This is a genomic window from Pseudomonadales bacterium (assembly GCA_041395945.1).
Lineage (GTDB): Bacteria > Pseudomonadota > Gammaproteobacteria > Pseudomonadales > Azotimanducaceae > SZUA-309.
Map to the genome: position 1 here is coordinate 1423186 of JAWKZN010000001.1, position 23189 is coordinate 1446374.

Below are 23189 nucleotides of genomic sequence, written 5' to 3' on the forward strand. Positions count from 1 at the left end.
GATCCAGGGAGAAGATGAGATGGCTGAATCACTGCAGGACTTCCGGCTGGAAACCCGAGCCTGGTTGAAACAGAACTGTCCGCCTGGTGCGAGAGGAGAAGGCCAGGTGCCCACGGGCAGCACCAGAATCAAGATCACAGACCCGGACGTGCGTCTGTGGCTGGAGCGGATGGTCGAAAAAGGCTGGACGGTGCCCACCTGGCCGAAGGAGTTCGGTGGCGCCGGTCTCGATACCGCCGCTCTCGTGGTGCTGGTCGAGGAGATGCGCCGGATAGACGCCCGACCACCGCTCATGGGCATGGGCACCGGACTGATCGGACCGACCCTGCTCGAACATGGCACCCCGGACCAGAAGGCACGTCATCTGCCTCCCATCGCACGCGGAGAAGTGGCCTGGTGTCAGGGCTACAGCGAGCCCGGCGCGGGCTCAGACCTGGCAAGTCTGCGCACCCGGGCGGAAGACAGGGGCGATCATTTTGAGATCAACGGTCAGAAGATCTGGACCTCGGGCGCACAGTTTGCGGACTGGATGTTCTGCCTGGTGCGCACGGATCCCGATGCGCCCAAACACGAAGGGATCAGCTTTGTGCTGCTCACGATGAATCAGCCGGGCGTTACCGTGAAACCCATACGGCTGATCAGCGGCAATTCACCGTTCTGCGAAACCTTTTTCGACAAGGCAATCGCCCAGAAATCGGACCTGGTCGGCCAGCTGAACAAAGGCTGGACCGTGGGCAAGCGTCTGCTGCAGCACGAGCGCTCCGGTATGGCGTCTCTGGTGGGTGCTCGGGCCAGGGACCCGGGTCGTTCCCTGCAGGAAGTTGCCATCGACTATCTCGGCAGAGATCAGTCGGGTCGTATCGATGACCCGGCCCTGCGCGCACGGGTGCTTGTGCACAACATGAACAGCCAGGCATTCCGCCTGACACAGCGACGAACGGTCGAAGAGTCCTCCGACGGCAGCACACCCGGACCCGCCACTTCCATTTTCAAGATGTATGGCACCGAGTTGCAGCAGGAGAAATCCGACCTGATGTGCCAGCTGCGGGGTTTCCAGGGCTACGGCTGGTCGGGAGACAGCTTCGATGCAGAATCGAAGGAGTGGACCCGGAATTTCCTGTCGAACCGGGCCGCCTCGATCTACAGCGGCTCCAATGAAATTCAGCGCAACATCATCGCCAAACGCGTACTCGGGCTGCCCGACTGAGTTCAACGCACAAGCGTGAGTTCAACGCACAAGCGGTGGCAGCCGGCCGTAGGTGAGTGCTCGCCAGACCCATTCCAGAAGGCCGAAACGGAATCGGCCCAGCCACCAGCGGCTGAAAGCAAGCTGGAATACCCAGATCCCGAAGACGATGGGATAGAGTTCGGCGCGGCTGAGTTCCCCCACCAGCGCCAGACCGGCCCCGGTGAACAGGAACAGGCAGATCAGCGACTGCAGCAGATAGTTGCTGAGCGCCATGCGACCGGTGGCGGCCAGCAGCCGGCGGAACTGCGCGAGCCGCGCCTGACGCCACAGTAGCAGGAGCAGACCCACATAGCCGAGACTCATGCCCAGGCGACCGAGGTGATAGGTCCACTGCATCTGGGCGAAAATGCTGGTCAGCTCCATGCCTGAAGAGATACCCCGCCACACCTCAATGCCATTGACCAGCAATCCCACACTGAATCCGGCCAGCATGAGGCCCAAGTAGAATTTATCTGTCCTGCCACCCTGCAGCACACCAAGTTTGAACAGCGCCATGCCGATGAGCATGAATGCCAGGGCATCCCAGAACAGGAAGACCGGCAGCACAAACAGCAGCATCTCGGTGTTCGCCTGCAGATTCCAGCTGAAAGCCGATGCGTAACTGCCCCGTCGGGCTTCGAGTTCCGCCGCCACCTCCCCGCTCGTGAGAAAGTAACTCGTGGAAAAATCCTCCCAGACCGCCGCCTGCTGCTGCAGCGACTCGTCCACCCGCACACCCGCCGTTGTCTGTTCGATGGTCAGAGAAGCCAGCCGGCCCGCACTCATCTGATCCGCGATGAACAGGTGCAGGACTGACATGAGGATCAGCAGCACGCCTGCCAGGACCAGCAGCGTCCGTGCACTGAGATTGCGCATCCAGTACAGAACGGCACCGGCCAGCGCATAACTCACGAGGATGTCGCCATTCCAGAGCAGTACATAGCCATCGAAGAGACCGAAGGCCAGCAGCCAGAAGGTCCGCCGATAGTGCAGCCCGGCATCCCGTCCGCCGGTACCTGAGGCGCCCTGGGTGAACAGCAGCACACCGGCGCCAAAGAGCATGGAGAAGAGTCCGCGCATGGCACCTTCCGCGAACAGTTCCACACTCGCCCAGGCAATCAGATCAGCGGTCAGAGTTCCGTCGAGATCAAAACCGGGAAATGAATAGGCAGCCGACGGCAGACCGAAGCCGAGAATATTGAGCAGCAGGATCCCGAGCAGCGCGAATCCGCGCAGTTCATCCAGGGATCCGATGCGTTCCGCTTCGGTGGTGGGTTGCATCTGATCTGTCCGCCGGTTCGCAACTGGCTACCCTACGACAGATCGCCCCTGTTCAACCACACTTCGAATCGCCGCAGGACAGACAGGTCAGACAGCCGTCCAGACTGACCACCGCCCGGGTTCTGCATTTCGAGCAGATACCGGCAGATGGCGGCAGACTCATGTCCTGATCCTTGCGGGATGTTTCGGCTGCTGCGTGCTGCTGCCGTTTCTCTTCCAGGAAGCGGTTCATGTGCTCATCCGGGGCAGGATCCTTGAGGATGCCGATGGACTTGAGGTGTGTTTCCAGCACGTCGCCGATCTCGGCAACCAGGGAAGGTACAAAGCGCCCGCCTTTCTTCAGATAACCCCCTTTCGGATCGAAGACACTGTGGAGTTCTTCGAGCAGAAAAGTCACATCTCCCCCCTTCCGGAACACGGCGGACATGATTCGGGTCAGTGCCACGATCCACTGGAAATGGTCCATGTTTTTCGAATTGATGAATATCTCGAAGGGTCGACGCAGCTCGTGCTGGGTACCCGCGTTGAGGATGATGTCGTTGATGGTCACATACAGGGAATGCTCGGACAGTGGCGTTTTGATCTTGTAGGTACTGCCTTCCAGCGCCGGTGGCCGCTCAACCTTTTCATGCATGTGAACGACGGGATCCGCCGTGGCGGTTTCCCGGGTAACCACTTCCACCGCCACGATCCGATCTTCGATTTTTCTGATTTTCTTCGCGACGCTCACTTCACATTCTCCCGTAGTAACCTTCCTTCAGCGCATCGTAGAGGTTTGCCGCCACATGCGTCTCGCCTTCGTATTCGATCTCTTCATCACCCTCAAACTCCATCACCGAGCCATCCGCGAGCACAAACCGATAAACGGTATCCTTGAGGTCCTGTTCCCGTACCAGCACGCCCTGGAAACGCTCCGGATTGAAACGGAACGTGGTGCAGCCCTTCAGACCCTGTTCGCAGGCGTACAGATAGATATCCTTGAAGTCTTCAAAGGGAAAGTCAGAGGGGACATTGGCCGTTTTCGAAATCGACGAATCGATCCATTTCTGGGCCGCCGCCTGGACGTCCACATGCTGCTTCGGCGAGATAACATCCGCCGCAACGAAGTAGTGTGGCAGCTGGTGTTCGGCTTGCGCATTTCCGGGTTCTGCGAGCGGATCCACCAGTCGCTGATAGGCGAGCAGCTCGTAGGAAAGTACTTCGATCTGTTCTTTTGATTTCCTGCCTTCCTGTATCACGTTGCGCAGATAGCGATGGGCGAAGGTGGGTTCGATACCGTTGCTGGCGTTGTTCGCCACAGACAGGGAAATGGTGCCCGTAGGCGCAATGGAGCTGTGATGGGTAAAGCGGGCACCTTCCTGGGCGATTGCTTCCACGAGTTCCGGATCGATTGCAGCCAGGCGCTGCATGTATCGACTGTAGCGCGCCAAAAGCACCCTGCCGGGAATACTGTCTCCCGCGGCATAACCCTCCTCGACGAGCTCCGGTCTCTGGCGAAGCATCCGCGGTGTGACCGGGAAGGACTCGGACATGATCGGTGCAGGTCCCTTCTCCCGGGCGAGTTCGAGACCTTCCCGCCAGCCGCTCAACGCCAGTTCACGACTTACCCGCTCGGTGAACTCGAGGGAAGCGGATTCGCCGTAGCACAGACGCAGCATCGTGAGGGCAGAACCGAGGCCGAGAAAGCCCATGCCGTGGCGTCGCTTGCGGACGATTTCCTCTGCCTGCTGCGGGAGGGCGAGGCCGTGGACGTCCACCACATTGTCGAGCATCCGGGTAAAGGTTCGCACGACTTTGCTGAACGACTGCCAGTCGAAGCGCGCTCGCTCGGTGAATGGTTCGACCACGAAGCAGGTCAGATTTACTGACCCGAGCAGACATGCGCCATAGGGTGGCAGAGGTTGTTCGCCACAGGGATTGGTGGCCCGAATGTTCTCGCAGAACCAGGCATTATTCATCTCATTGACCCGGTCGATAAGGATGAAACCGGGTTCTGCATAGTCATAGGTAGCGGCCATGATCGCGTCCCACACCTCTCGAGCCCGCACGATGCGGTACACGCGGCAGGCCGCCCGCCCCTCCGGGTCGAGTACGGCGTCTGAGGCGTTCGGCCAGTCCCGCCACACAACCTGCTGCGGATCCTCCAGATCGAGCCCACTGTCTTCGCACTCCCTGGTGCTCATCGGAAACGCCAGAGCCCAGGGCAGGTCTCCCCGCACGGCGTCGATGAAATCCTGGGAGATCAGCAGCGACAGATTGAACTGGCGCAGCCGGCCATCCTGTTTCTTGGCGGCGATGAAATCGAAAACGTCCGGGTGACCGACATCGAAAGTGGCCATCTGGGCACCGCGCCGTCCACCCGCGGAGGAGATGGTCCGGCACATGCTGTCGAATATATCCATGAAAGACAGCGGCCCGGACGTCCGGGCATCTGCGCCGGCCACATAGGCGCCCTGGGGACGCAGCGTGGAGAATTCATAGCCGATCCCACTGCCCCCTTTGAGGGTCATTCCCGCTTCGTGAAGTTTGCCGAGAATGTCGTCCATCGAATCACCGATAGTGCCCGATACGGTGCAGTTGATGGTGGATGTTGCGGGCTTTAAAGGCCCCGCACCCGCGTTCGAGAGAATGCGCCCTGCCGGGATCGCACCATTTTCGAGCGCCCAGAGAAACTCCCGATACCAGTGATCGCGCTTCTCCGGCGCCTCGACTTCCGCCAGCGCCCGGGCAACTCTCGCACGGGTATCGCCGAGCGTTGCATCGACGGGGGTGCCGTCCTTCCGCTTGAGTCGATACTTGGTATCCCAGATGTCGAGACTGGCGGTCTGCATGGGGATTTCCGGGGGCCGGGACATGCTGACGACGATGGCTTCCGGTCGGGTCGACTCAGGTCTGCTGGATTTCTGGCTGGTCATGGGCGCGCCTCGATCAGAACACAATATATGGGAAGAATTTGAGCATCAGGTCACAACATCTTGTATCTGATTCTGAACTCGAAGTTTGATCTGAATCAAGTTGCCTGGACTCTCCTGGTGCTCGAGGCCACCTGGAGCGGCTAGTATGCGGCCACGTATCGAGGGTAGCAGATGGATCGAGCCCAGACTCTGGGAGAAGAAATCGCCAATGCGGTCAGCCATGGCTGCGGCGCCCTGGCGGCGATCGCCGCGATCCCACTGCTCACCGTGCACTACGCAGCGACCGGACGTGGCCCCGTTGATCTGTTTGCCGTGAGTCTGTTCGGATCCGCTCTGGTGGTCCTGTACCTGGCATCCACCCTCTACCACGCCCTGCCCGATGGCAGCGCCAAACGCGTGTTCAGAGTCCTCGATCATTCCGCCATCTATGTGCTCATCGCCGGCTCTTACACACCTTTCGCCCTGGGCGTTTTCCGGGAAAGCTGGGGCTGGTCCGTATTTGCACTGATCTGGGCACTGGCCGGTATGGGCATACTGCTGAAGTCCACCGGCCGGGCGTCACATCCCTGGCTGTCCTCCGGCCTGTATCTTGCGATGGGCTGGCTGGCACTGGCGTTCGCGGAACCGCTGTTTTCTGAACTGCCGGCAATGGGACTGTTCTGGATCATCGCGGGCGGTGCAGCTTATACCCTCGGGGTGATCTTCTTTGCTCTCGATGAGCGGCTTCGTTACGCGCACTTCACCTGGCATCTCTTCGTCCTCGCGGGCAGTGTCTGCCACTTCGTCGCCGTCTACGCGTACGCCTGAGGAATTTCGGGGTCGAGCGCCGGTAGCCGACTGCGCTTCAGCACAGGGTGAGCTCAGGCGATCTGCAGCTCCTCGCGACTCAGTTCAATGGTGTCTGCGCCAGCCGACAGATACAGCGCACCGCCTGATATCGTCACGCTGATAGCCATGGTCCGACTGACGGACCCGGCCAGCGTCTGCAGCGCAGCCCAGGGCAATCGATACACGCTCACCGGGAGCGCTTTCAGCTGAGGCTGGATCTGCTCCCACCACACGCCGGCTCTGGTGTTGAAACAGTAAACGCTTGTCTGCTCGGAGAGGCTGATTGCTTTCCTGATCCGATCGAAGGTCGGCTCACCCACTTCGATCCAGGAATCGATCCGTCCGTCCAGCGTACGGCTCCACAACGCAGGCTCATCCGGATCACTCAACCCCCTGCTGAACTGCAGCCGCTCCTGCGCGCTGAAACAGAAAGCAAGGATGCGTGCCAGCATTCGCTCGGGTGTTTCCGATGGATGCAGGGCGACGGTGAGATTCAGCGTGTCGTATCGTTCCCGATCAAGGTCGGCCAGTTCGATACTGAATCGGTATATTGTCGGCTTCAGCGCCATTTTTTCCTAAAGATTGCGGGCGGGTGCGGATAGCACACAGGATCAACCTGCCAGGTTCGTCTCCTGGATGACCATCGGTTGGATTTCCTTCAATACAGACTTCAGCTCTTCGAAACCGAAGGGCTTATTGAGAAACCGCACATTTTCCACGCGCCCCACATCCGCCGCACGGGCTTCGGGGTTGTAGCCGCTGCAGATGATTACCGGTACGTCACTGCGAATGGCACGCAGTTCTTCGAGACACTGCCAGCCATCCTTGCCCGGCATCTTCAGATCCAGCAGCACGGTGTCGAAGTCGCCTCCCGCCTGCGCAAAGGCCCTCACCGCCTCCTCGCAGTCTCCGGCAACTACCGCGTCGATGCCGAGTCGATCCAGAAAGGCGTAAAGCACATCCTGTACCTGCACCTCGTCGTCGACCACGAGTATGCGCCCGCACCACCGGTCTGTATTCAAGGCTGTGTCCGCATCGGGCCGCACAACGCGCAGCAGCGGCAGGAGCAGACAGACGGTGAAGCCAATGCCCTCAACCTGCTTCAGCTCGATCGACCCTCCGACCGCGCGCAGGGCTTTCCTTCCACCCGTGAGGCCGAATCGATGGCGCTGGTGCTCGGAAGCGACGAAGGGATTGGACCAGCGGCGCGCTGCAGCCAGCCCCCTTCCTGCAACCGGCTCGCTGATCGTCAGGCTCGCCCAGTTCTGACCCTGCCGGACAATGCGCCTCAGACGCAGTTCGATTCGAGGCAACCTTCCATCCGGGGACGCCGCGGCATTCAGCACGGCATTGAGGATGATCTGGTGCATCTGTGACTTGTCCATACGGACAAACAGCTGCTCCTGCGGCTTCGAATGAGCAAGCCGCACACCATCCGGCAACAGCGGTCGGATAAGCCGAACAATCATGTCCAGCTCCGAGTTGAGTTCCAGCTCGCCCTCTGCGCCGACATCCCGTCCGGAAAAAGACAGAAGCTGCCGGCTCAGCAGACTCGCACGCTTCGCGCCGATGATGATTTCCCGCAGCGACTTCGCAGCCGGAAGATCCTCCGGCAGATCCATGAGCGCCAGTTCGCTGTGTCCCATGATGCCCATGAGCATATTGTTGAAATCGTGGGCAACCCCACCCGCTACCTGAGCGAGGCTCTCGACCAGCTGGGATCGCCTCCGCAGTTCCTCGGCTCGCCGGGCCTGCACATAGGCATAGAAGAGGAGTGAAGGGTAAATGGCGGCAATGGCCACCAGCGGCAGCAGGCTGTCGGGTACTTCGTGGAGCCATGCCGCGAATCCCATCCCCAATATCAGGATCAGTGCATAGCCGGAGTAGATGCGGAAACTGCGTGGATGGAGTCCGACACTGGGGGCCAGCGCAACCATCACGCCCACACAAAGCGCCGGTAACCAGACTGCCGGTACCAGGTGCACGAATCCGACTACCAGCAGCAGATCGAAGAGCGGCTCCGCCCAGGCATCTGCCTCGGAGGAGAGCGTACGGCTCAGCCACCACCCGACCGGTGTGCACACCAGCAGGAGAAGGCCCGCCAGCAGATAACGGTTCGGTCCGAACTCCGGAATCACAAGCGCCAGGAGGGCAATCCCGAGAATGCCCGCGACCCGGTACACAGGTGCGAATCTGGAGAGTCGAGCCGCCGCGGTTTGTGCCGCCGCACGCTCGCCCTCCTCCGGATGTGTGGTCACCGGCTCCCCAACCTTCTCTGAGCTGTAACCCGCCCACGATAGTCGACGGTGGATCGCTGGTGCAACCAGATTGTCAGAAATCCCAGGCGAGCCGGGGCCCGTTCACCGGGCCTTCAGGGAATCCCTGATCTCGGTCAGCAGTTTGACCTCCTCGGAAGGAGCCGGAGGGGCAGCCGGTTTCTCCTCTTCTGCCTTTTTCATCCTGTTCATCCCGCGAATCACCATGAAGATGGCAAAGGCGACGATGACGAAATCCAGAACCGTGTTGATGAACACTCCGTACTTGATGATCGGCGCGCCCGCCTGCTCGGCAATGGCGAGGGACGCATAGTCGCCCATGTCCAGCGTGACGAACAGACTGCTGAAATCGACATTGCCCATCAGCATCCCGATCGGCGGCATGATCACATCGTTGACCAGCGAGGTGATGATTTTGCCGAACGCGGCACCGATGATGATACCGACCGCCATGTCGACGACGTTGCCACGCATGGCAAATTTCTTGAACTCTTCAAGCATGAGACCCCCTCCCTGCGGATGTCTGAACGATTTTTTTTGATTGGTTGATCGCCGGTTTTCTACAACCGCCGCCAGTCAACGGCGGACAACCGCCGGACAACTGCCGGGCAACGGCGTGCGATTACCGGTCAACGGCGCCTCCCGTCTGAGTGCGCCGCGGCAACTTTAGCAGATGAACACGGATCCTGGCGATTTCACTGCAGCGCCACCGGCAGGTATGATTTTCCTTCCTCGCAACCAGGCTGCTCCAGTGACCGCACAACGACAGACGTCGATTCTCATCGGGGCCGATGCGGACCGGCACAGGGTTTCCCATCTGCTCGGAATGAGCAATCGTCATGGCCTGGTCGCCGGAGCAACGGGGACTGGCAAGACGGTGACGCTGCAGGTGCTCGCGGAAGGGTTCTCGCGTGCCGGTGTGCCGGTTTTCGCCGTCGATGTGAAAGGCGACCTGTCCGGCATCGCAGCCGCTGGAAATCCCCACCCTGAAATCGACAGACGCCTGGGCCTCATCGACATCCCCGGCTATCAGCAGCGCGGCTGCCCCACCGTTATGTGGGACATCTACGGCGAACAGGGGCACCCGGTGCGAACCACCATTTCAGAAATGGGCCCGCTCATCCTCGGCAATCTGCTGACCCTGAACGACACCCAGTCCGGGATCCTGCATGCCGCATTCAGCATCGCAGACGACGAAGGCCTGCTGCTGCTGGACATCAAGGATCTCAGATCACTGCTGAACTGGATGAGCGAAAACTCGAAAGACCTCAGAGCCCGCTATGGGAACATCTCGAGCGCATCCGTGGGCGCTATCGCGCGCAGCCTGCTGGTCCTTGAAGAACAGGGGGCAGATCGCTTCTTCGGTGAGCCCGCCCTGGATCTTCGCGATCTCATGCGCGTGGATTTCTCCGGGCAGGGGGTGGTCAATCTGTTGCGGGGTGACCGGCTGCTCAGAGAATCCCCCAAGGTGTACGCCGCCTTCCTGCTGTGGCTGCTCTCTGAGCTTTTCGAAGACCTCCCCGAACTCGGGGATCCTGAGAAACCCGGCCTTGTTCTGTTCTTCGATGAAGCGCATCTGCTGTTCGATGACGCTCCAAAGGCGCTGCTCGACAAGATCGAACAGGTGGTTCGCCTGATCCGCTCCAAAGGTGTGGGTGTGTATTTCGTGACCCAGAGTCCCCTCGATCTGCCCCAGGACGTACTCGGCCAGCTGGGGCTCAAGGTGGAGCACGCCTTGCGGGCATTCACCCCGAAAGATCGCAGGACCATCAGGGCGGTGGCGGAGAGTTTCCGCTCCGACGGGGACATGGATGTGGCAGCGGTACTGAGCGAGCTCGAGCGCGGTGAAGCACTGGTCTCCTCCCTCGACAGCAGGGGTGCACCCGTACCGGTCTCCCGGACGCTGATCCGACCACCGGAATCCCGGATTGGACCCCTGTCCGAGGAGGAACGCAGCCAGCTGGTGCTTCGGTCACCTGTGGGCGGCCGTTACGACGAAGCAGTCGATCGTGAGTCCGCCCACGAAAAGCTGCTCGAGCGGGCCCGACAGCGCGCTATGGATACGGAACAGGAGCTTGCAGAGGCACGCCGGCAGAAAGATGCGGCGCCACGCTCAGCCGCGAAAACCAGCAACCGCCAGAGCGTCGGGGAAGCGCTGATGAAGAGTGTCGCACGATCGGTCGGCAGTTCTCTGGGCCGGCGCCTGGTGCGCGGGCTGCTGGGATCACTGCTCAAATGAAGATGAGGGAGCCAGGAAAGGTGGTGGAGCCAGGCGGGATCGAACCGCCGACCTCCTGCATGCCATGCAGGCGCTCTCCCAGCTGAGCTATGGCCCCCCATGTGGACGTCCGGACCGGTCCGGATTGAGGCGCGAGATACTAGGGGTCGCCTCCTGAGCTGTCAACTTGGGGGCCGGAAACCCGGTCGGCGCAGCCCCGAAAGGACCGCGCGGAGGCTGCGGTAGACCTCGACACGCCCCCGGACTAAGCTGCCCCGGAATAACGCAAGAGAACCCCGTCATGAAGCTGCTTTTCGCGACCCTGCTGATGGTCTTCGGGCCCGCCGCATTCGGCGCCTGGAATCTTGACCCGACGCGCTCACAGATCAGCTTCGTGTCGATCAAGGCTCAAAGTGTCGCGGAAGTGCACCGGTTCACCGAGGTGTCGGGGAGGATTTCCGCAGACGGCATAGCCACGCTCACCATTCAGCTGGCCAGCGTGGACACCCTGATACCCATTCGCGACCAGCGCATGCGCGAGACGCTCTTCAGAACCGACCTGTTCCCGACGGCTACCGTACTGACCAGCCTCGATCTCAAAGCCCTGGATTCGCTGGCACCCGGCAGCACACTGGAGATCGCGACAGAAGTGGTCCTGAACTTTCAGGATAGAGAACTGCCATTTACCGCGGAGTTGCTCGTCTCCCGGCTCTCCGCCAGGCGGGTAGTCGCCGCGACCCTCAAGCCGATCATTGTCAATGCAGCAAATCTGGGGCTGACCGATGGGATTGAAGCGCTGCGGGAAGTCGCCGGTCTGCCGAGCATCAGCAGCGCGGTTCCGGTCAGCGTGGTCCTCACATTCAACCGGGCGCCTTAGCAGACGCACCGAGATCCACCGTCATCCCGGGTGCGGCTGCCCGGGCATCCGCACCCAGCGCTTCGAGTTTGCTCTGCAGTACGCGGGCCGCATCCGGGTCCCCGTGAACCAGGAACACCTGTGGACGACCCGGAATACCCTCGTACCAGCGCAACAGATGGCCCTGGTCGCCGTGCGCGGACATGCCGCCGATCGTGTGGACCTGGGCCCGGATCGGGTAGGTCTCGCCGTGAATGCGGGCGGATTCCGCGCCATCGATGATTCTTCGGCCGAGCGTCCCGGGCGGCTGATAGCCGGTAAACACCAGGTGGGCTTCCCGCCTGCCCAGATTCTGTTTCATGTGGTGGAGAATTCGTCCTCCATTGCACATGCCACTCCCGGCAATGATGATCGCCCCTCCGGACAGCCGGTTGATGACTCTGGACTCAGCAGCGGTCCGGGTGAGGTGGAGATTGGGTAACGCCGGCATGCCGCTGTCGATGCGCAGAACGTCCCCGGCTTCCTCGTCGAATAGGTGTTCGTACTCCCAGTAAACCTGACTGGCTTCGATGGCCAGCGGACTGTCCAGGAAGATCTGCCAGCGATCAATCTGCCAGCTGTCGTAGTGCTTGCCGAGCTGGTAGAGCATTTCCTGACTGCGCCCGACCGCGAAGGCTGGAATGAGCACATTGCCACCCTGCGCCCAGGCCGTCTCCAGCACCTCGCCGAGTTCCACCAGTGATGCAGCGCGATCGCGGTGCAAGCGGTCTCCGTAAGTGGACTCCATCAGCACAAGATCGGCAGCAGGCGGCGACTGCGGATCTCTGAGTATCGGAGAGTCGAACTGACCGAGATCCCCGCTGAAGACCAGCGTGCACTTGCGGGAGCCTTCGGTAATCTCCACCGACACCACTGTCGATCCCATGATGTGGCCCGCATCCCGATAGCAGACCCGCACACCGGGTACTACGTCAAAGACACGATCATAGGGATGGCCTACGGATTGGCCGATCACCTGGTCCACGTGCGACTGCTCGTAGAGTGGTTCCAGAAGCCGCTTGCCTTTTTCCTCCAGCTGTCGATTCTCCCGACGCACTCTGCCGGCTTCGAGCCCGGCCGCATCGGTGAGGAGAATTGAGCAGAGCGCCCGGGTCGCGTTCTGCATGTGGATATGGCCGCCGAAGCCACGCTTTACCAGCAGCGGGAGACGCCCCGAGTGATCGATGTGCGCGTGGCTGAGGACAACGGCTGACACCGCTCCGGCGTCAAATGGAAATGGATCGGAATTGCCGGCCTCGTCTTTCCTGCTGCCCTGAATCAGTCCGCAGTCGAGAAGAACTTTGCGTCCATTGACTTCGAGAACATGGCAGGAGCCGGTGACGCAGCCGGCCGCGCCATAAAATTCAAGTTTCATGAAGTATCCCGGTGAGATTCTGTTCAACCACAACTGTACTCGATCTCACCCTGAACTATAATTCCGTGGAGTCGCACAATGATCCCTCAACGAGGGTTGCCTGAACTCTCAGTCACAACAAGAAAAATTCACAGCAATCATGGATCTCAATCAGCTCGTCTCGCGGGTGCCCGTCGTGCCCTGGAGTGGTACATCGAAAATTCCCTGGAATGATCCATCGTTCAGTGAGCGAATGCTGCAGGAGCATCTGGACCAGAGTCACGGCGCCGCCAGCCGACCACTGGCACTGATCGATCGACAGGTTCGCTGGATCCACCAGGAGCTTCTCCAGAGCAGACCGCAACGGATTCTCGATCTCGGCTGCGGACCCGGATTCTACTGCGCCGGGCTGGGCGCGCTCGGCCATCGGTGCGTTGGTATCGACTATGGCCCGGCTGCCATCGCTCATGCCCAATCTCAGGCGGACGCACTACCGATAGACTATTGCCTCGCGGACATACGCTGTGGCGGATACGGACAGAACTATGATGCCGCACTGCTCATCTTCGGCGAGTTCAATGCATTCGCACCGGAAGATGCCATTGCCATACTCCGGCATGCCCGTGAGGCCCTTGCTCCGGGTGGCCTCCTCATCCTCGAACCACACACCGAAGACTACATCCGTCGCAGCGGGCAGCGCCCGCCTAACTGGTTCAGTGCGCCGCGAAGCGTGTTCAGCAGCAACCCCCACGTCTGTCTCCACGAAAGCCAGTGGCATCCCCAGGAACGTGCCAGCACGGACCGCTATTTCGTGCTGGAGGATGGCGCTGCTCGACCCTGTGAATACATCAGCACACACCAGGCTTACTCGGATGCCGAGTACGAAGCGCTGCTCCGCGAAGCTGGTTTTTCAACGACCCGCCGACACGAATCACTCAGTGGCGGCTGGGATCCGGATCAGACCGGTCTGTTCGTGATCGTCGCCATCGCCTGACACGCCCTCAGGAGACGGTGGCTGCGGTACTCCGGGCAATCATGATCCGGTCAGTCACCAGCAGGATGGCGGCGATGACGATTTCGGCGACGAAGGCCTGAATATTTGCCGGCACCGGTGCGCCGTCCACCACGAACCCGAGCAGACGTCCTGCTGCGATCAGCAGCATGAGAATGGCCACGACCTGCAACCATACCCCCCTTCCCTGCACCAGGCCCAGAATCAGAAACAGGCAGGACGCGAGAAACAGGCCGGCGAAATCACTGCGCAGCGTGTTGAGACCCGCTTCACCGACCGGGGTAAGCGCGAAGCTGGCAGCCGCTTCCCCCGGATTGAGCAGAAGGTTCCCACCCATGGACAGGAACAGCAGAGCGATCAGCCCTACCAGGATTTTCATAGTCAGCAGCATCATTTCTCCCCTCGTTCTTGATGAAATATCTCCCCGTTTACTGTCGGCAGCAGAGACTGGCTTCCTAGGCGCGAGGCTCTGCCAGTGAATGCCGATAGCCCTGGTAGAGTTTTTCCAGTCGCTTCGCCTGCTTCTTGGATACACCGAGAACGGCAAGTGCCTCTCGAATCCGCACCCGGGTGAGATCGGAACCCAGAAACACCATCGAATCGAACAGAGGCAGAGACACGGTGCGCCCGGATACCGCTATAAATACCGGATGCAGGAAGTCGCGGATCTTCAGCTCCATCCAGTCGGCCAGACTCTGGCAGATCTGCAACAGCCGGTCCCGCTCCCAGTGTCGCAACGCATCCAGTTCCCGACTCAGGTGGTCGAGGACCTGGACCAGCACTTCGCCATCCAGATTCCCGCCGGTGAAATCCTCCGCAGCAAGGGGACGCCGGTCTCCAAGCAGATAGTCGACCTGACCGGGCAGATCTGCGAGCCGCACCGTGCGCGCCTGCAGCAGCGGTACCAGGGCAGAGAGATTCTCCCTGTTGAGTGCCCATTGCGCGACCCGATCCATGAACTGATCGGGTGTCAGCGCGCGCAGGTACTGTCCGTTGAGCCAGGACAGCTTGTCGAGATCGAAGACGGGGCCACCGAGATGAATACGCTGCAATTCGAAATCCGTCGCCATCTCACTCGGCGTGAAGACTTCCCGCTCATCCGGCATCGACCAGCCCATCAGCCCGAGGTAGTTGCGCAGTGCTTCCGGGAGTATGCCGATCCGCCTGTAGTAGTTGACGCTGGTCGGGTGCTTGCGCTTCGAAAGCTTGCTCCTGTCCGGATTGCGCAGCAGCGGCAGGTGACAGAGCACGGGGGCCTGCCATCCGAAGTACTGGTAGAGAAGGAGGTGCTTCGGCACGGAATTGATCCACTCTTCACCCCTTAAGATGTGAGTGATCTCCATCAGGTGATCGTCCACCACAACCGCGAGATGATAAGTCGGAAAACCGTCATCCTTGATCAGCACCTGCATGTCGACCTGAGCGTAGGGAATCTCGATGGACCCGCGCAACACGTCATCGAAGCTGCACACACCCTCCTCAGGCACCTTCATGCGGATCACATGAGGCTCTCCCGCACCCAGCCGCTGGCGGATTTCCTGCACCGACAGACCGAGGCAGAGGCCGTCATAACGGGTATTTTCACCGGCTGCCTGTTGCGCAGCGCGCATTTCATCGAGCCGCTCGGCAGAGCAGAAACAGTGAAACGCGTGGCCGCTGGCGATGAGTTTCTGCGCGTGTTCCTGATAGATGTGCGTGCGGGCGCTCTGCCGGTAGGGTCCGTGCGGGCCGCCTTTGTCCGGACCCTCATCCCAATCAATGTCGAGCCAGCGCAGTGAATCGAGGATCATCTGCTCGGATTCCGGCGTGCTGCGGGCCACATCCGTATCTTCTATGCGCAGAATAAACTGGCCACCCTGACTGCGGGCGAAGACCCAGTTGAACAGTGCCATGTAGGCGGTCCCGAGGTGTGGATCACCGGTCGGGGAAGGGGCTATTCGGGTGCGGACGCTCATAGGCGGCGCATTATACGGACAGAATGGCCTCGCGGTAATCCACTATCCCGGCAAAAGTGCCGGGAAGAAATTCTGCCCCATCAGTACCAGAACGAGATGAAGGCTCTGATGATGGTTGAATCGAGGCTGTAGAGCGGTTCCTCTCCTGGTGCAGTATCCGTGACCCGCAGGTCCGTGAAGTTGTCGTAGTCCAGGAGCAGATAGTCCATGAACAGACTCACCTCACCTCTCTTGAGGAAAGAAACCCAGGGCATCCTGAATTTGTAGCTGACCCCGAGTCCGATCGTGTGGCTGCTGTACGCGGCAAGTTCCTTGTCCCGCGCCATGAAATTCTGTGACCGGGAGTACGGGAAGAGATCCGCATAGAAATCCGCTTCGGTCTGCTGGTAGTAGCGGTACTTGCCCTCCACCGTGAAAGACTCGGTCACGGGATGCACATAGGCAACTTCCGCATTCCAGCCGGTGGTCCCCCAGGTGTCCGAGTAATAACGGAATTCGCCCTTCAGCGCGGCGCGATAAGGCAGGTAGTACATGCCTCGAATGGCGGTCGCACTGGAAGTCTTGGTCCGGGGGTAGATTTCCGCTTCGTAGCTGTAGCCCCTGGCGGAACTGGCATCCAGAAAACGGACCTGGCGATAGGGATTGTTCAGAAAGCCTTCGTCTGTCACCGCTTCATAATTGAGGTTCAGAATGAAATTTTTGGTAATCACCTGGGAAAGGTCCACCCGGTAGCCCTGCCGGTCCGTGTCTTCCCTGAAGAGATCATCGCCGTTACGACGGACTTCGTCCCAGCCTCTGGTGTAGCTGATTCCGAGCGTGGTCAGGTCACCGAAGAAATCCTGACTGATGCCGAAGCGGGCACTGTTTGCCGAGTAGTCACTTTCTTCGCTGTTGGTATAGGAGAAGCCCATGAACGTCTTGCCATGAAGATAGTCGACACCGACGCTCATTTCGTCGCGCTGTTCCTCATAGGCGCTCGCCGTGGTCACCACGTCGATCGACGCACTGGAAATCATGTCCACATAGTAGTTGCCCCAGATCGACACTTTGTCCTTGATACTCTTGCGAACCAGTACAGACGGTCCATTGACCTGCAGACCACCACCATCGTAGCCGTGATACATCACATCGCTGCGGTCTTCCGGAAGGATGGCAGCCTGGGTGCTGCCTGCGGTCAAAGTCAGCTGCATGCCGATGAAAAAACACAGAAGGCGGCCGATGAGACCGACCCGGGTGAGCCTTCTTCCTCGCTCATGGCGCACCTCGCTTTGTACCGCCCGCAGGAAATCAGTTACATCCACAGCCGCCTCCACCGCCACCTTCCGCACCTCGCGCGCCTTCCCGTGCCTGATACACATGATGCAGATAGGCCGCTGCAACGGGATCACGATTGAAGCTCATGATCGGATCAGCCAGGTTATTGCGCTCGTAAGGACTGACCCAGGGTTTGATCTCAAAGGATCCACAACCACCCGCTGAGAACACCGCAGCCGCCAGCAATACCGAAAGTACTTTTCTGTTCATCGCAGCACGTTTTCCTAGAAGAACAGCGACAGCGCGCCGGTAAACTCGATGTTGTGATAGTCCTCTTCCACACCGAGGAGGTCGGACTGAAAGAAGTGATCGCGCACGGTGACGTGGAACGCCAGCCAGTCGGTCGCTATAAGCCGGTAACCGACCCCGGCATTTATCGTGAATCTCTCGTCGCCTGCAAAGTCGGTGCTGCCTACACCGCCAATCAGATAGAGACCGCCTTTGAACGCCCATCTGCTGCCGAGAAACGATTCTCCCGGAAACAGATTGATACCCAGGGAAACGTTGTAGTACGTAAGGTCTCTCTGATCGTCGGTGAGCAGCGCAGCACCACCACTGAGTCGCTCATAGCTGGTTTCACCCAGAGTCGTGGTGCCATACTGCCCTTCGATGAAGAAGGTTTCGGTCACATGGTATGCGCCTCTGAAACCAAGCGTGGAATTGGTGCCGAAATTCTCCACGTTCAGCAACCCGCCATAGCCGCCGATCTCGAAGTTCTCAGTATCGATTCTGTCGATCTTCACTTCCCGGCGCTCGGGCTCGCGCACGACCAGAGGTTCGAGCTCCAGTTCGTCCGGATTGGTGGCTGCGCCCGCGTACACCGGCAGTAGTACCGCCGCGATACCCAGGGTCAGAAGAATATGCTGAATCCTGCTTTCCATTGGTTTAACTCTTCGTTGTCGTCTCGACTGGTGAGCACCGTGTGGCGCCTGTATTCCATCCTGAGAATGAATTTGTCGCTGATGTAGACGTTGGCCCCGACTCCTGCATGCACAATCTCATCGTCAAGATCCGCAGCCTGGACGATGGTTGTCTGGGGTTCGACGTGCAGATATCCGGTGCCGATCGTGAAAAAGGGTGAGATACGCCAGCGCGGGAACGGTTGCATGACGATGCCCACGTTACCCATATACCCGTCCGAGTAATCGCCGAGCAGCTGGGATGCTTCCATCTGCAGACCGATATAGGGATTCAGGTTGAAGGTAAGTTGAGCGCTGATCGTCGCCGCACCATCGAAGTCGCCGCCACCCAGTCCGAATTCCCAGCGGCGGTGGCTGAAATCCTCCAGACCGTACTCGCCGATCTCGATGGGATTACCTTCGAGATCCAGGGTATGGCGCATCTGATCGACATGCACCCAGCCCCGACGCACCGAGTGGCTGCCGCGCGGGACTTCGATCTTGAACCAGTCAGTGCGACGCTTGAGGATGGTGACTCTGTCCCCCTGCCCGGCCACGTAGAACACGGGATAGCCGCGGCCCGGCCCGGTGTGCATCTCGATGTAGGGATCAGAAACGACGACGTCAGGCTGGTACTTCGCGAAGGGATTGGGCAACGCCAGCGCAGGCAGTGCAACCAGCCAGATGGCCAGAAGCGCGATAAATCTGCCTGCGGAGTGCTTGTTCATGCCGTTAATCCTTTACCGGCGGTTCCCGACTACTGGGGAACGTCAAACGGGTTGTTGTAATACTGCCCGCCCAGGTCGATCCATTCTGAGACCAACTTCAATTCTGTGGCATTCAGGCGCCCATCATGGCTGGCGCCGGCCGCAAAGCGGCTGAAGAAGCGCGGACTGAAGTCCGCTCCTGCCACATTGAGACTCGGAGAGACGTTGATGGTCACCAGCACTGGAATGGGCTGACCGTTGCCATCCAGGACCGGATCACCATTGCCATCCACAACAAACAGCGGATTCCCGTTTCCGTCCGTTGCCTGGACCAGCTCGTCGATCACCGCACCGTTTGCATCGAGGGTCTGCTGATTGTCATTGAACAGCAGTTCCCGATAGCTCTTGTAGTGGTCGGCTTCCTGATCTGAGACACCGTCCGACAGATCGAGCTGAGCCTCCGGCACCATGGCCATGCTGGCATCATCCACCACGTTGTGGCATGTCGTGCAGCGGTTGTTGGCAATTTCCGTTACGCCGTCGTTCGGATCGAAAACCGGACGATTGACGTTCCAGAGCGGATGAATGTGCGTTTCGTAATTGATCACGATCCGGCACAGGGCGGTCCAGTTCGTCACACAGCCTGGATCGACGGGCGGTGTCGTCGTCAGATCTGTGTAGGAATAATCAAAAGAGGGGTCGGGAGCTCTGACCGCCGGATCTGTCCATTCATCGACGAATGTCAGGTCCACCGAGGGCGTTCGCGGGCCATTGATACGCGCATACACCTCCGCCATCGACTCACCCATGTTCGCGAACAGCGTCGGTATGGTGTTCGGAAACGGAGAACCGTCTGCGGGCGCGCCCGGGTTGGCGGAAGGAGCCTGGGCATCCAGACGCCCGTGGGGTAACTCACTCGTCGCGGTATGACAGCCTGAGCATTCGCGCTCCTCGCCTGCCTTCAGCTGCAGCCAGTTCTGATGCCTGGGGAACACCCGACGACCATCTTTATCCAGTACATCGAGCCAGAACGCCACGTTTGCCGGCACCTTGAGCTTTACAGACCCATCCGGCTCCACGGCTGCGTAGCCCAGAATCTCGCGCATGAGTTGCGCCTGGGAGCGCCCGAACGCCGTTCCATCGAGATCCACCAGATCATCGTCCGGCATCGACACGGCCTTCACTATGCGGACAAAGCGGGCCGGTCTCAGCGCGGCGGTGGTCGTCAGCGGGTTACTCAGACTCGCGATATCCGCAGTCGCGGTTCCATCAAGGTCGTAGACACTGCGAACATGCAGCACGCCCACCGATTCGGCGACCAGATCCGGATCGAGATCCAGTCCGGCGACACCGTCGAGTACTACCGGTGGAAGCGTTTTGGATTCCATCACGACCACTTCCGTGAACAGCTCACCTTCCGCCGCCACCACAATCGGCAGCTGAGTGCCTTCGTCGGCATCGAACATCCAGATACCGAACAGCGGATCAGCCTCCACGTAGTTCGGATCCGCCAGATACTCACTGGTGCACGGAGAGATAACCGGATTCGCGGGGTCTGTTATCTCATCGATCAGGCGGCACTGACTCCAGGAAGCAAGCATCCGATTGGTGCCATCGAACAGGGGAGCGAAGCTTGCGTAGCGGCCCTGCACCACCGGTGCCGTCTCGTCCAGAGTCAGTGTGTCCGGAAGAAAAAACTCCTGCGCAGTGGTCAGCAGTCCTGCATTCGCAAATGTCGGCTGATCGTTTTCGACGAAATTGGCGGTGTCGATGGCGACAGGTACCGTTGTCAGGCGCGACTGATCGCCGGCAGGTCGCATGAGTACCAGCAGTCTCGAGTCCGGCAGTTCCTGGGTTTCTACGAATTCAATGATCTCGCCGGACGGACCGGTGTCGTGGCTGTGAACGCCGTAGAGCAGCTCCAGGTTCCGGCCATCAGGAGCAACGGTGTACAGACTGATCCGGTTGATATTCGCAACATTGTCCCAGCGACTGAAGACGATCCGGCCATCTCCCAGTATTGAAGGGTCGAGATCTGAGCTCTGATTGAAGGTGATCTGGTGAACGCCGCTGCCATCATCGTTCATGACATGCAGGGCGAAGGCCTCATTGTCCCGATCTTCATCGAAGGCCGGAAATTGCGGCTTGTTCTCGTCGAGCAGAATCGCCTTGGCCTGAGTCTGCCGGGTGGATGAAAACAGTATGCGTCCATCAGGCAGAAACTTCGGCGCGATGTCGTCGCCCTTTTCCGAGTCGATGTCCGAGGTAATCACTCGACTCACTTCTCCTGTACTGCGATCAAACAGCCAGATGTTCCAGGTCGGCTGCTCGTCGTCATCCAGATCGGGATCTTCCGGGGCACGCATGGCAAACACCAGACGCTCCCCATCGAAGGAGGCGCTGATGTCTTTCACATCGTACTGAGGCGGATTGCCGTCCTGATCGTCCGGAAATATGCCTGCAGTCAGGGATGTTTCCGGTGCACTCGGCGACGCGCGATCTCGAATGAACAGTTCGGCTCCCGGGAAGAATGCCGCCGGTTCGCGAACGTTGGTGGTGACAAGGTCGCCGTTGGCGTCCAGCAGTACAGGACGTTTGACATACACGATGGGGAAATCGACAACGACAGGATCTGCACCCTGAGTGCCTCCGATTGTCGAACTGCTGCCGCCACCGCAACCCGACAGGGCCAGCAGCAGCATCAGAACCACCAGCCCCGAGTGTCGAGGCAGTGGTGTGCACCGGGGGGCAGTATTCAGATCATCAGGCACGGTTTCGCCCTTCTACTTCGATTGAGGCAACTTCCGCGCATTCTTCCATAAGGTCGTCAGGGTGATTGTGCGGCGGGTCACAGGGCGCCCGAGCCTGAATTGCGGCCTTCGTCAACGGTGCGGGAAAGCCGACGGGAGGGCGACGGTATGGAAGAGCCGACGGGAGGGCGAGTTTGTTCTTGTGTGACCTGGGTCACTGTGGGCCAACCGGCTTTCAAGGAGTCTTGCAGCCTGTCTGTCCCGTCGATGGAACCGCGGGAAGTGTCGTGTGCCCGTCTGTGCCTTCGATGACCGAAGTGTTTGGGAACACTAAACACGATAGGAGCGTGTTCATGAAGTCCAATGTACCAACCCGCCGCACGGGTTACGGCGCGTTCCTTGCGTGCGTGGCACTGACCTGCTCGCTCGCTTCACCCGCGAGTCTGGGAGATGCCAGAGACCAGGCGAAACGAATTCACGACCGGATCGCCGGTGTACCACCGGATGAGGCGACTCTCGCTGAGATGGCAACCCGGATCGGCAACAACGATGAAGTCGGTGCTGCTCTTCTGGCAACAGACGCTCCCGAGTTCTACAACGTCACCCTGAAAAACTTTGCAGCACCCTGGACAAACCGGGAGCGCAGCGTGTTTGTCCCGCTCAATGACTACATAGCCACCATCATCGGCATGGTTCGGGACAACTGGGACTTCCGCGAGATTCTCAGCGCTGACGTGCTCTACACGGGCTCCGGTAATGGTATCCCGGCATATTCGAACACCAGCAATGCACACTACGAAGCACTGGAGAACGCCGGAATCGATCTTTCTGCCAACCTTCAGTTCACCCCGCAGTCAGCACTCACCGGGGTGCCTGCTTCCGCCACCGCAGGGGTCATGACTACCCGGGCTGCCGCGAAGGCGTTTTTTATTGACGGCACCAACCGGGCCATGTTCCGGTTCACACTGCTGAATCACATGTGCAATGACCTTGAACAGGTCATGGACACCTCACGTATTCCCGATCGTATCCGTCAGGATGTCTCGCGCAGTCCTGGCGGCGACAGCCGTCTGTTTCTGAACAACTGCATCGGCTGCCACTCGGGTATGGATCCTCTGGCCGGTGCATACGCCCACTACGACTACGTCTACGACCCCGTGACCGACCCGGACGGCAACAATGGCCGGATTGTCTACGACTCGAGCCAGGTCGCCTCCAAGTACTTCAACAATTCAAACAACTTCGAACACGGTTTCATCACGACCGATGAAAGCTGGTTCAACTACTGGCGCAACGGACCGAACCAGCTGCTCGGCTGGGACAGTTCCCTCCCCGGCGCCGGTTCCGGCGCCAAATCCATGGGTGAGGAACTCGCCAACAGCGACATCTTCGCCCAGTGCCAGGTCCGGAAGGTATTCGAGAACGTCTGCCTGCATCCCGTAGAGGATGCCGCAGACCGCGCCCAGATCGCAGCCATGCTGGGTTCTTTCCGCAGCAGCAACTACAACCTCAAGCAGGTATACGCCGAGTCCGCCGTGTACTGCATGGGCGACTAGG

At 59.8% G+C, this 23189-nt stretch carries 20 protein-coding genes and 1 tRNA gene; 6 read left to right on the forward strand and 15 right to left on the reverse strand.

Features of this window, described 5'->3' with window-relative positions; translation table 11 throughout:
* The first annotated feature begins 19 nt into the window (after positions 1–19).
* Positions 20–1207 carry an acyl-CoA dehydrogenase family protein gene (locus tag R3E82_06710; GenBank protein ID MEZ5550559.1) on the forward strand — a complete coding sequence of 396 codons (1188 nt, stop codon included), beginning with the start codon at positions 20–22 and terminating at the stop codon, positions 1205–1207.
* 21 nt (positions 1208–1228) lie between these two features.
* On the opposite strand, the gene R3E82_06715 is transcribed toward R3E82_06710, so the two are convergent.
* Genes R3E82_06715 through R3E82_06725 form a run of 3 tightly spaced genes read right to left on the reverse strand, consistent with a single transcriptional unit; the run spans position 1229 to position 5364 of the window.
* Positions 1229–2509 (reverse strand): DUF418 domain-containing protein, encoded by a 1281-nt coding sequence (locus tag R3E82_06715; GenBank protein ID MEZ5550560.1) that lies wholly within the window; start codon positions 2507–2509, stop codon positions 1229–1231.
* Between the two features lie 52 nt (positions 2510–2561).
* Positions 2562–3200, reverse strand: a complete 639-nt coding sequence (locus R3E82_06720; protein MEZ5550561.1) for an NrdJb — start codon at positions 3198–3200, stop codon at positions 2562–2564.
* A 40-nt stretch (positions 3201–3240) separates the two neighbouring features.
* Entirely contained in the window at positions 3241–5364 is a 2124-nt protein-coding gene (locus R3E82_06725) for an adenosylcobalamin-dependent ribonucleoside-diphosphate reductase (GenBank protein MEZ5550562.1), read from the reverse strand.
* A 231-nt stretch (positions 5365–5595) separates the two neighbouring features.
* Here R3E82_06725 and R3E82_06730 point away from each other — a divergent pair, with 231 nt between their 5' ends.
* On the forward strand, positions 5596–6231 hold the full coding sequence (locus tag R3E82_06730; GenBank protein ID MEZ5550563.1) for a hemolysin III family protein: 636 nt from the start codon (positions 5596–5598) through the stop codon (positions 6229–6231).
* Positions 6232–6284: 53 nt separating this feature from the next.
* On the opposite strand, the gene R3E82_06735 is transcribed toward R3E82_06730, so the two are convergent.
* From R3E82_06735 to mscL, 3 genes are all read right to left on the reverse strand, one after another.
* Positions 6285–6821 (reverse strand): YaeQ family protein, encoded by a 537-nt coding sequence (locus R3E82_06735; GenBank protein ID MEZ5550564.1) that lies wholly within the window; start codon positions 6819–6821, stop codon positions 6285–6287.
* Positions 6822–6863: 42 nt separating this feature from the next.
* On the reverse strand, positions 6864–8510 hold the full coding sequence (locus R3E82_06740) for a response regulator (GenBank protein ID MEZ5550565.1): 1647 nt from the start codon (positions 8508–8510) through the stop codon (positions 6864–6866).
* Between the two features lie 102 nt (positions 8511–8612).
* Entirely contained in the window at positions 8613–9029 is a 417-nt protein-coding gene (mscL, locus tag R3E82_06745) for a large-conductance mechanosensitive channel protein MscL (GenBank protein ID MEZ5550566.1), read from the reverse strand.
* 250 nt (positions 9030–9279) lie between these two features.
* Here mscL and R3E82_06750 point away from each other — a divergent pair, with 250 nt between their 5' ends.
* Positions 9280–10767 (forward strand): helicase HerA-like domain-containing protein, encoded by a 1488-nt coding sequence (locus R3E82_06750; protein ID MEZ5550567.1) that lies wholly within the window; start codon positions 9280–9282, stop codon positions 10765–10767.
* 21 nt (positions 10768–10788) lie between these two features.
* Here R3E82_06750 and R3E82_06755 read toward each other — a convergent pair.
* Positions 10789–10864, reverse strand: a tRNA-Ala gene (locus tag R3E82_06755).
* Between the two features lie 183 nt (positions 10865–11047).
* On the opposite strand from R3E82_06755, the gene R3E82_06760 reads away from it, so the two are divergent.
* Positions 11048–11623: a YceI family protein gene (locus R3E82_06760; GenBank protein ID MEZ5550568.1), complete on the forward strand. Its 576-nt coding sequence runs from the start codon at positions 11048–11050 to the stop codon at positions 11621–11623.
* Here the strand turns inward: R3E82_06760 and R3E82_06765 are convergent.
* Positions 11607–13016: an MBL fold metallo-hydrolase gene (locus R3E82_06765; protein MEZ5550569.1), complete on the reverse strand. Its 1410-nt coding sequence runs from the start codon at positions 13014–13016 to the stop codon at positions 11607–11609. The genes R3E82_06760 and R3E82_06765 overlap by 17 nt on opposite strands.
* A 139-nt stretch (positions 13017–13155) precedes the next feature.
* Between R3E82_06765 and R3E82_06770 the strand changes: the two genes are divergently transcribed.
* A complete protein-coding gene (locus tag R3E82_06770; protein MEZ5550570.1) occupies positions 13156–13989 on the forward strand; it encodes a class I SAM-dependent methyltransferase in 834 nt (277 codons plus the stop codon).
* 7 nt (positions 13990–13996) lie between these two features.
* Here the strand turns inward: R3E82_06770 and R3E82_06775 are convergent, their stop codons facing one another.
* The 7 genes from R3E82_06775 to R3E82_06805 form a co-directional block, all read right to left on the reverse strand.
* Positions 13997–14401 (reverse strand): DUF4345 family protein, encoded by a 405-nt coding sequence (locus R3E82_06775; protein ID MEZ5550571.1) that lies wholly within the window; start codon positions 14399–14401, stop codon positions 13997–13999.
* A 61-nt stretch (positions 14402–14462) separates the two neighbouring features.
* Positions 14463–15962 (reverse strand): glutamate--tRNA ligase, encoded by a 1500-nt coding sequence (gene gltX, locus R3E82_06780; protein ID MEZ5550572.1) that lies wholly within the window; start codon positions 15960–15962, stop codon positions 14463–14465.
* Positions 15963–16042: 80 nt separating this feature from the next.
* Positions 16043–17263, reverse strand: a complete 1221-nt coding sequence (locus R3E82_06785) for a DUF3570 domain-containing protein (protein MEZ5550573.1) — start codon at positions 17261–17263, stop codon at positions 16043–16045.
* Positions 17250–17486 (reverse strand): DUF4266 domain-containing protein, encoded by a 237-nt coding sequence (locus R3E82_06790; GenBank protein MEZ5550574.1) that lies wholly within the window; start codon positions 17484–17486, stop codon positions 17250–17252. The genes R3E82_06785 and R3E82_06790 overlap by 14 nt, the downstream gene beginning before the upstream one ends.
* Before the next feature lie 14 nt (positions 17487–17500).
* Entirely contained in the window at positions 17501–18157 is a 657-nt protein-coding gene (locus R3E82_06795) for an outer membrane beta-barrel domain-containing protein (GenBank protein ID MEZ5550575.1), read from the reverse strand.
* On the reverse strand, positions 18127–18903 hold the full coding sequence (locus R3E82_06800) for an outer membrane beta-barrel protein (GenBank protein MEZ5550576.1): 777 nt from the start codon (positions 18901–18903) through the stop codon (positions 18127–18129). Before R3E82_06800 ends, R3E82_06795 begins: the two co-directional genes overlap by 31 nt.
* Positions 18904–18932: 29 nt before the next feature.
* A complete protein-coding gene (locus tag R3E82_06805; GenBank protein MEZ5550577.1) occupies positions 18933–21653 on the reverse strand; it encodes a hypothetical protein in 2721 nt (906 codons plus the stop codon).
* 332 nt (positions 21654–21985) lie between these two features.
* Between R3E82_06805 and R3E82_06810 the strand changes: the two genes are divergently transcribed.
* Positions 21986–23188, forward strand: coding sequence for a hypothetical protein (locus R3E82_06810; protein ID MEZ5550578.1), 1203 nt, complete (start codon positions 21986–21988; stop codon positions 23186–23188).
* Position 23189 lies beyond the last annotated feature (1 nt).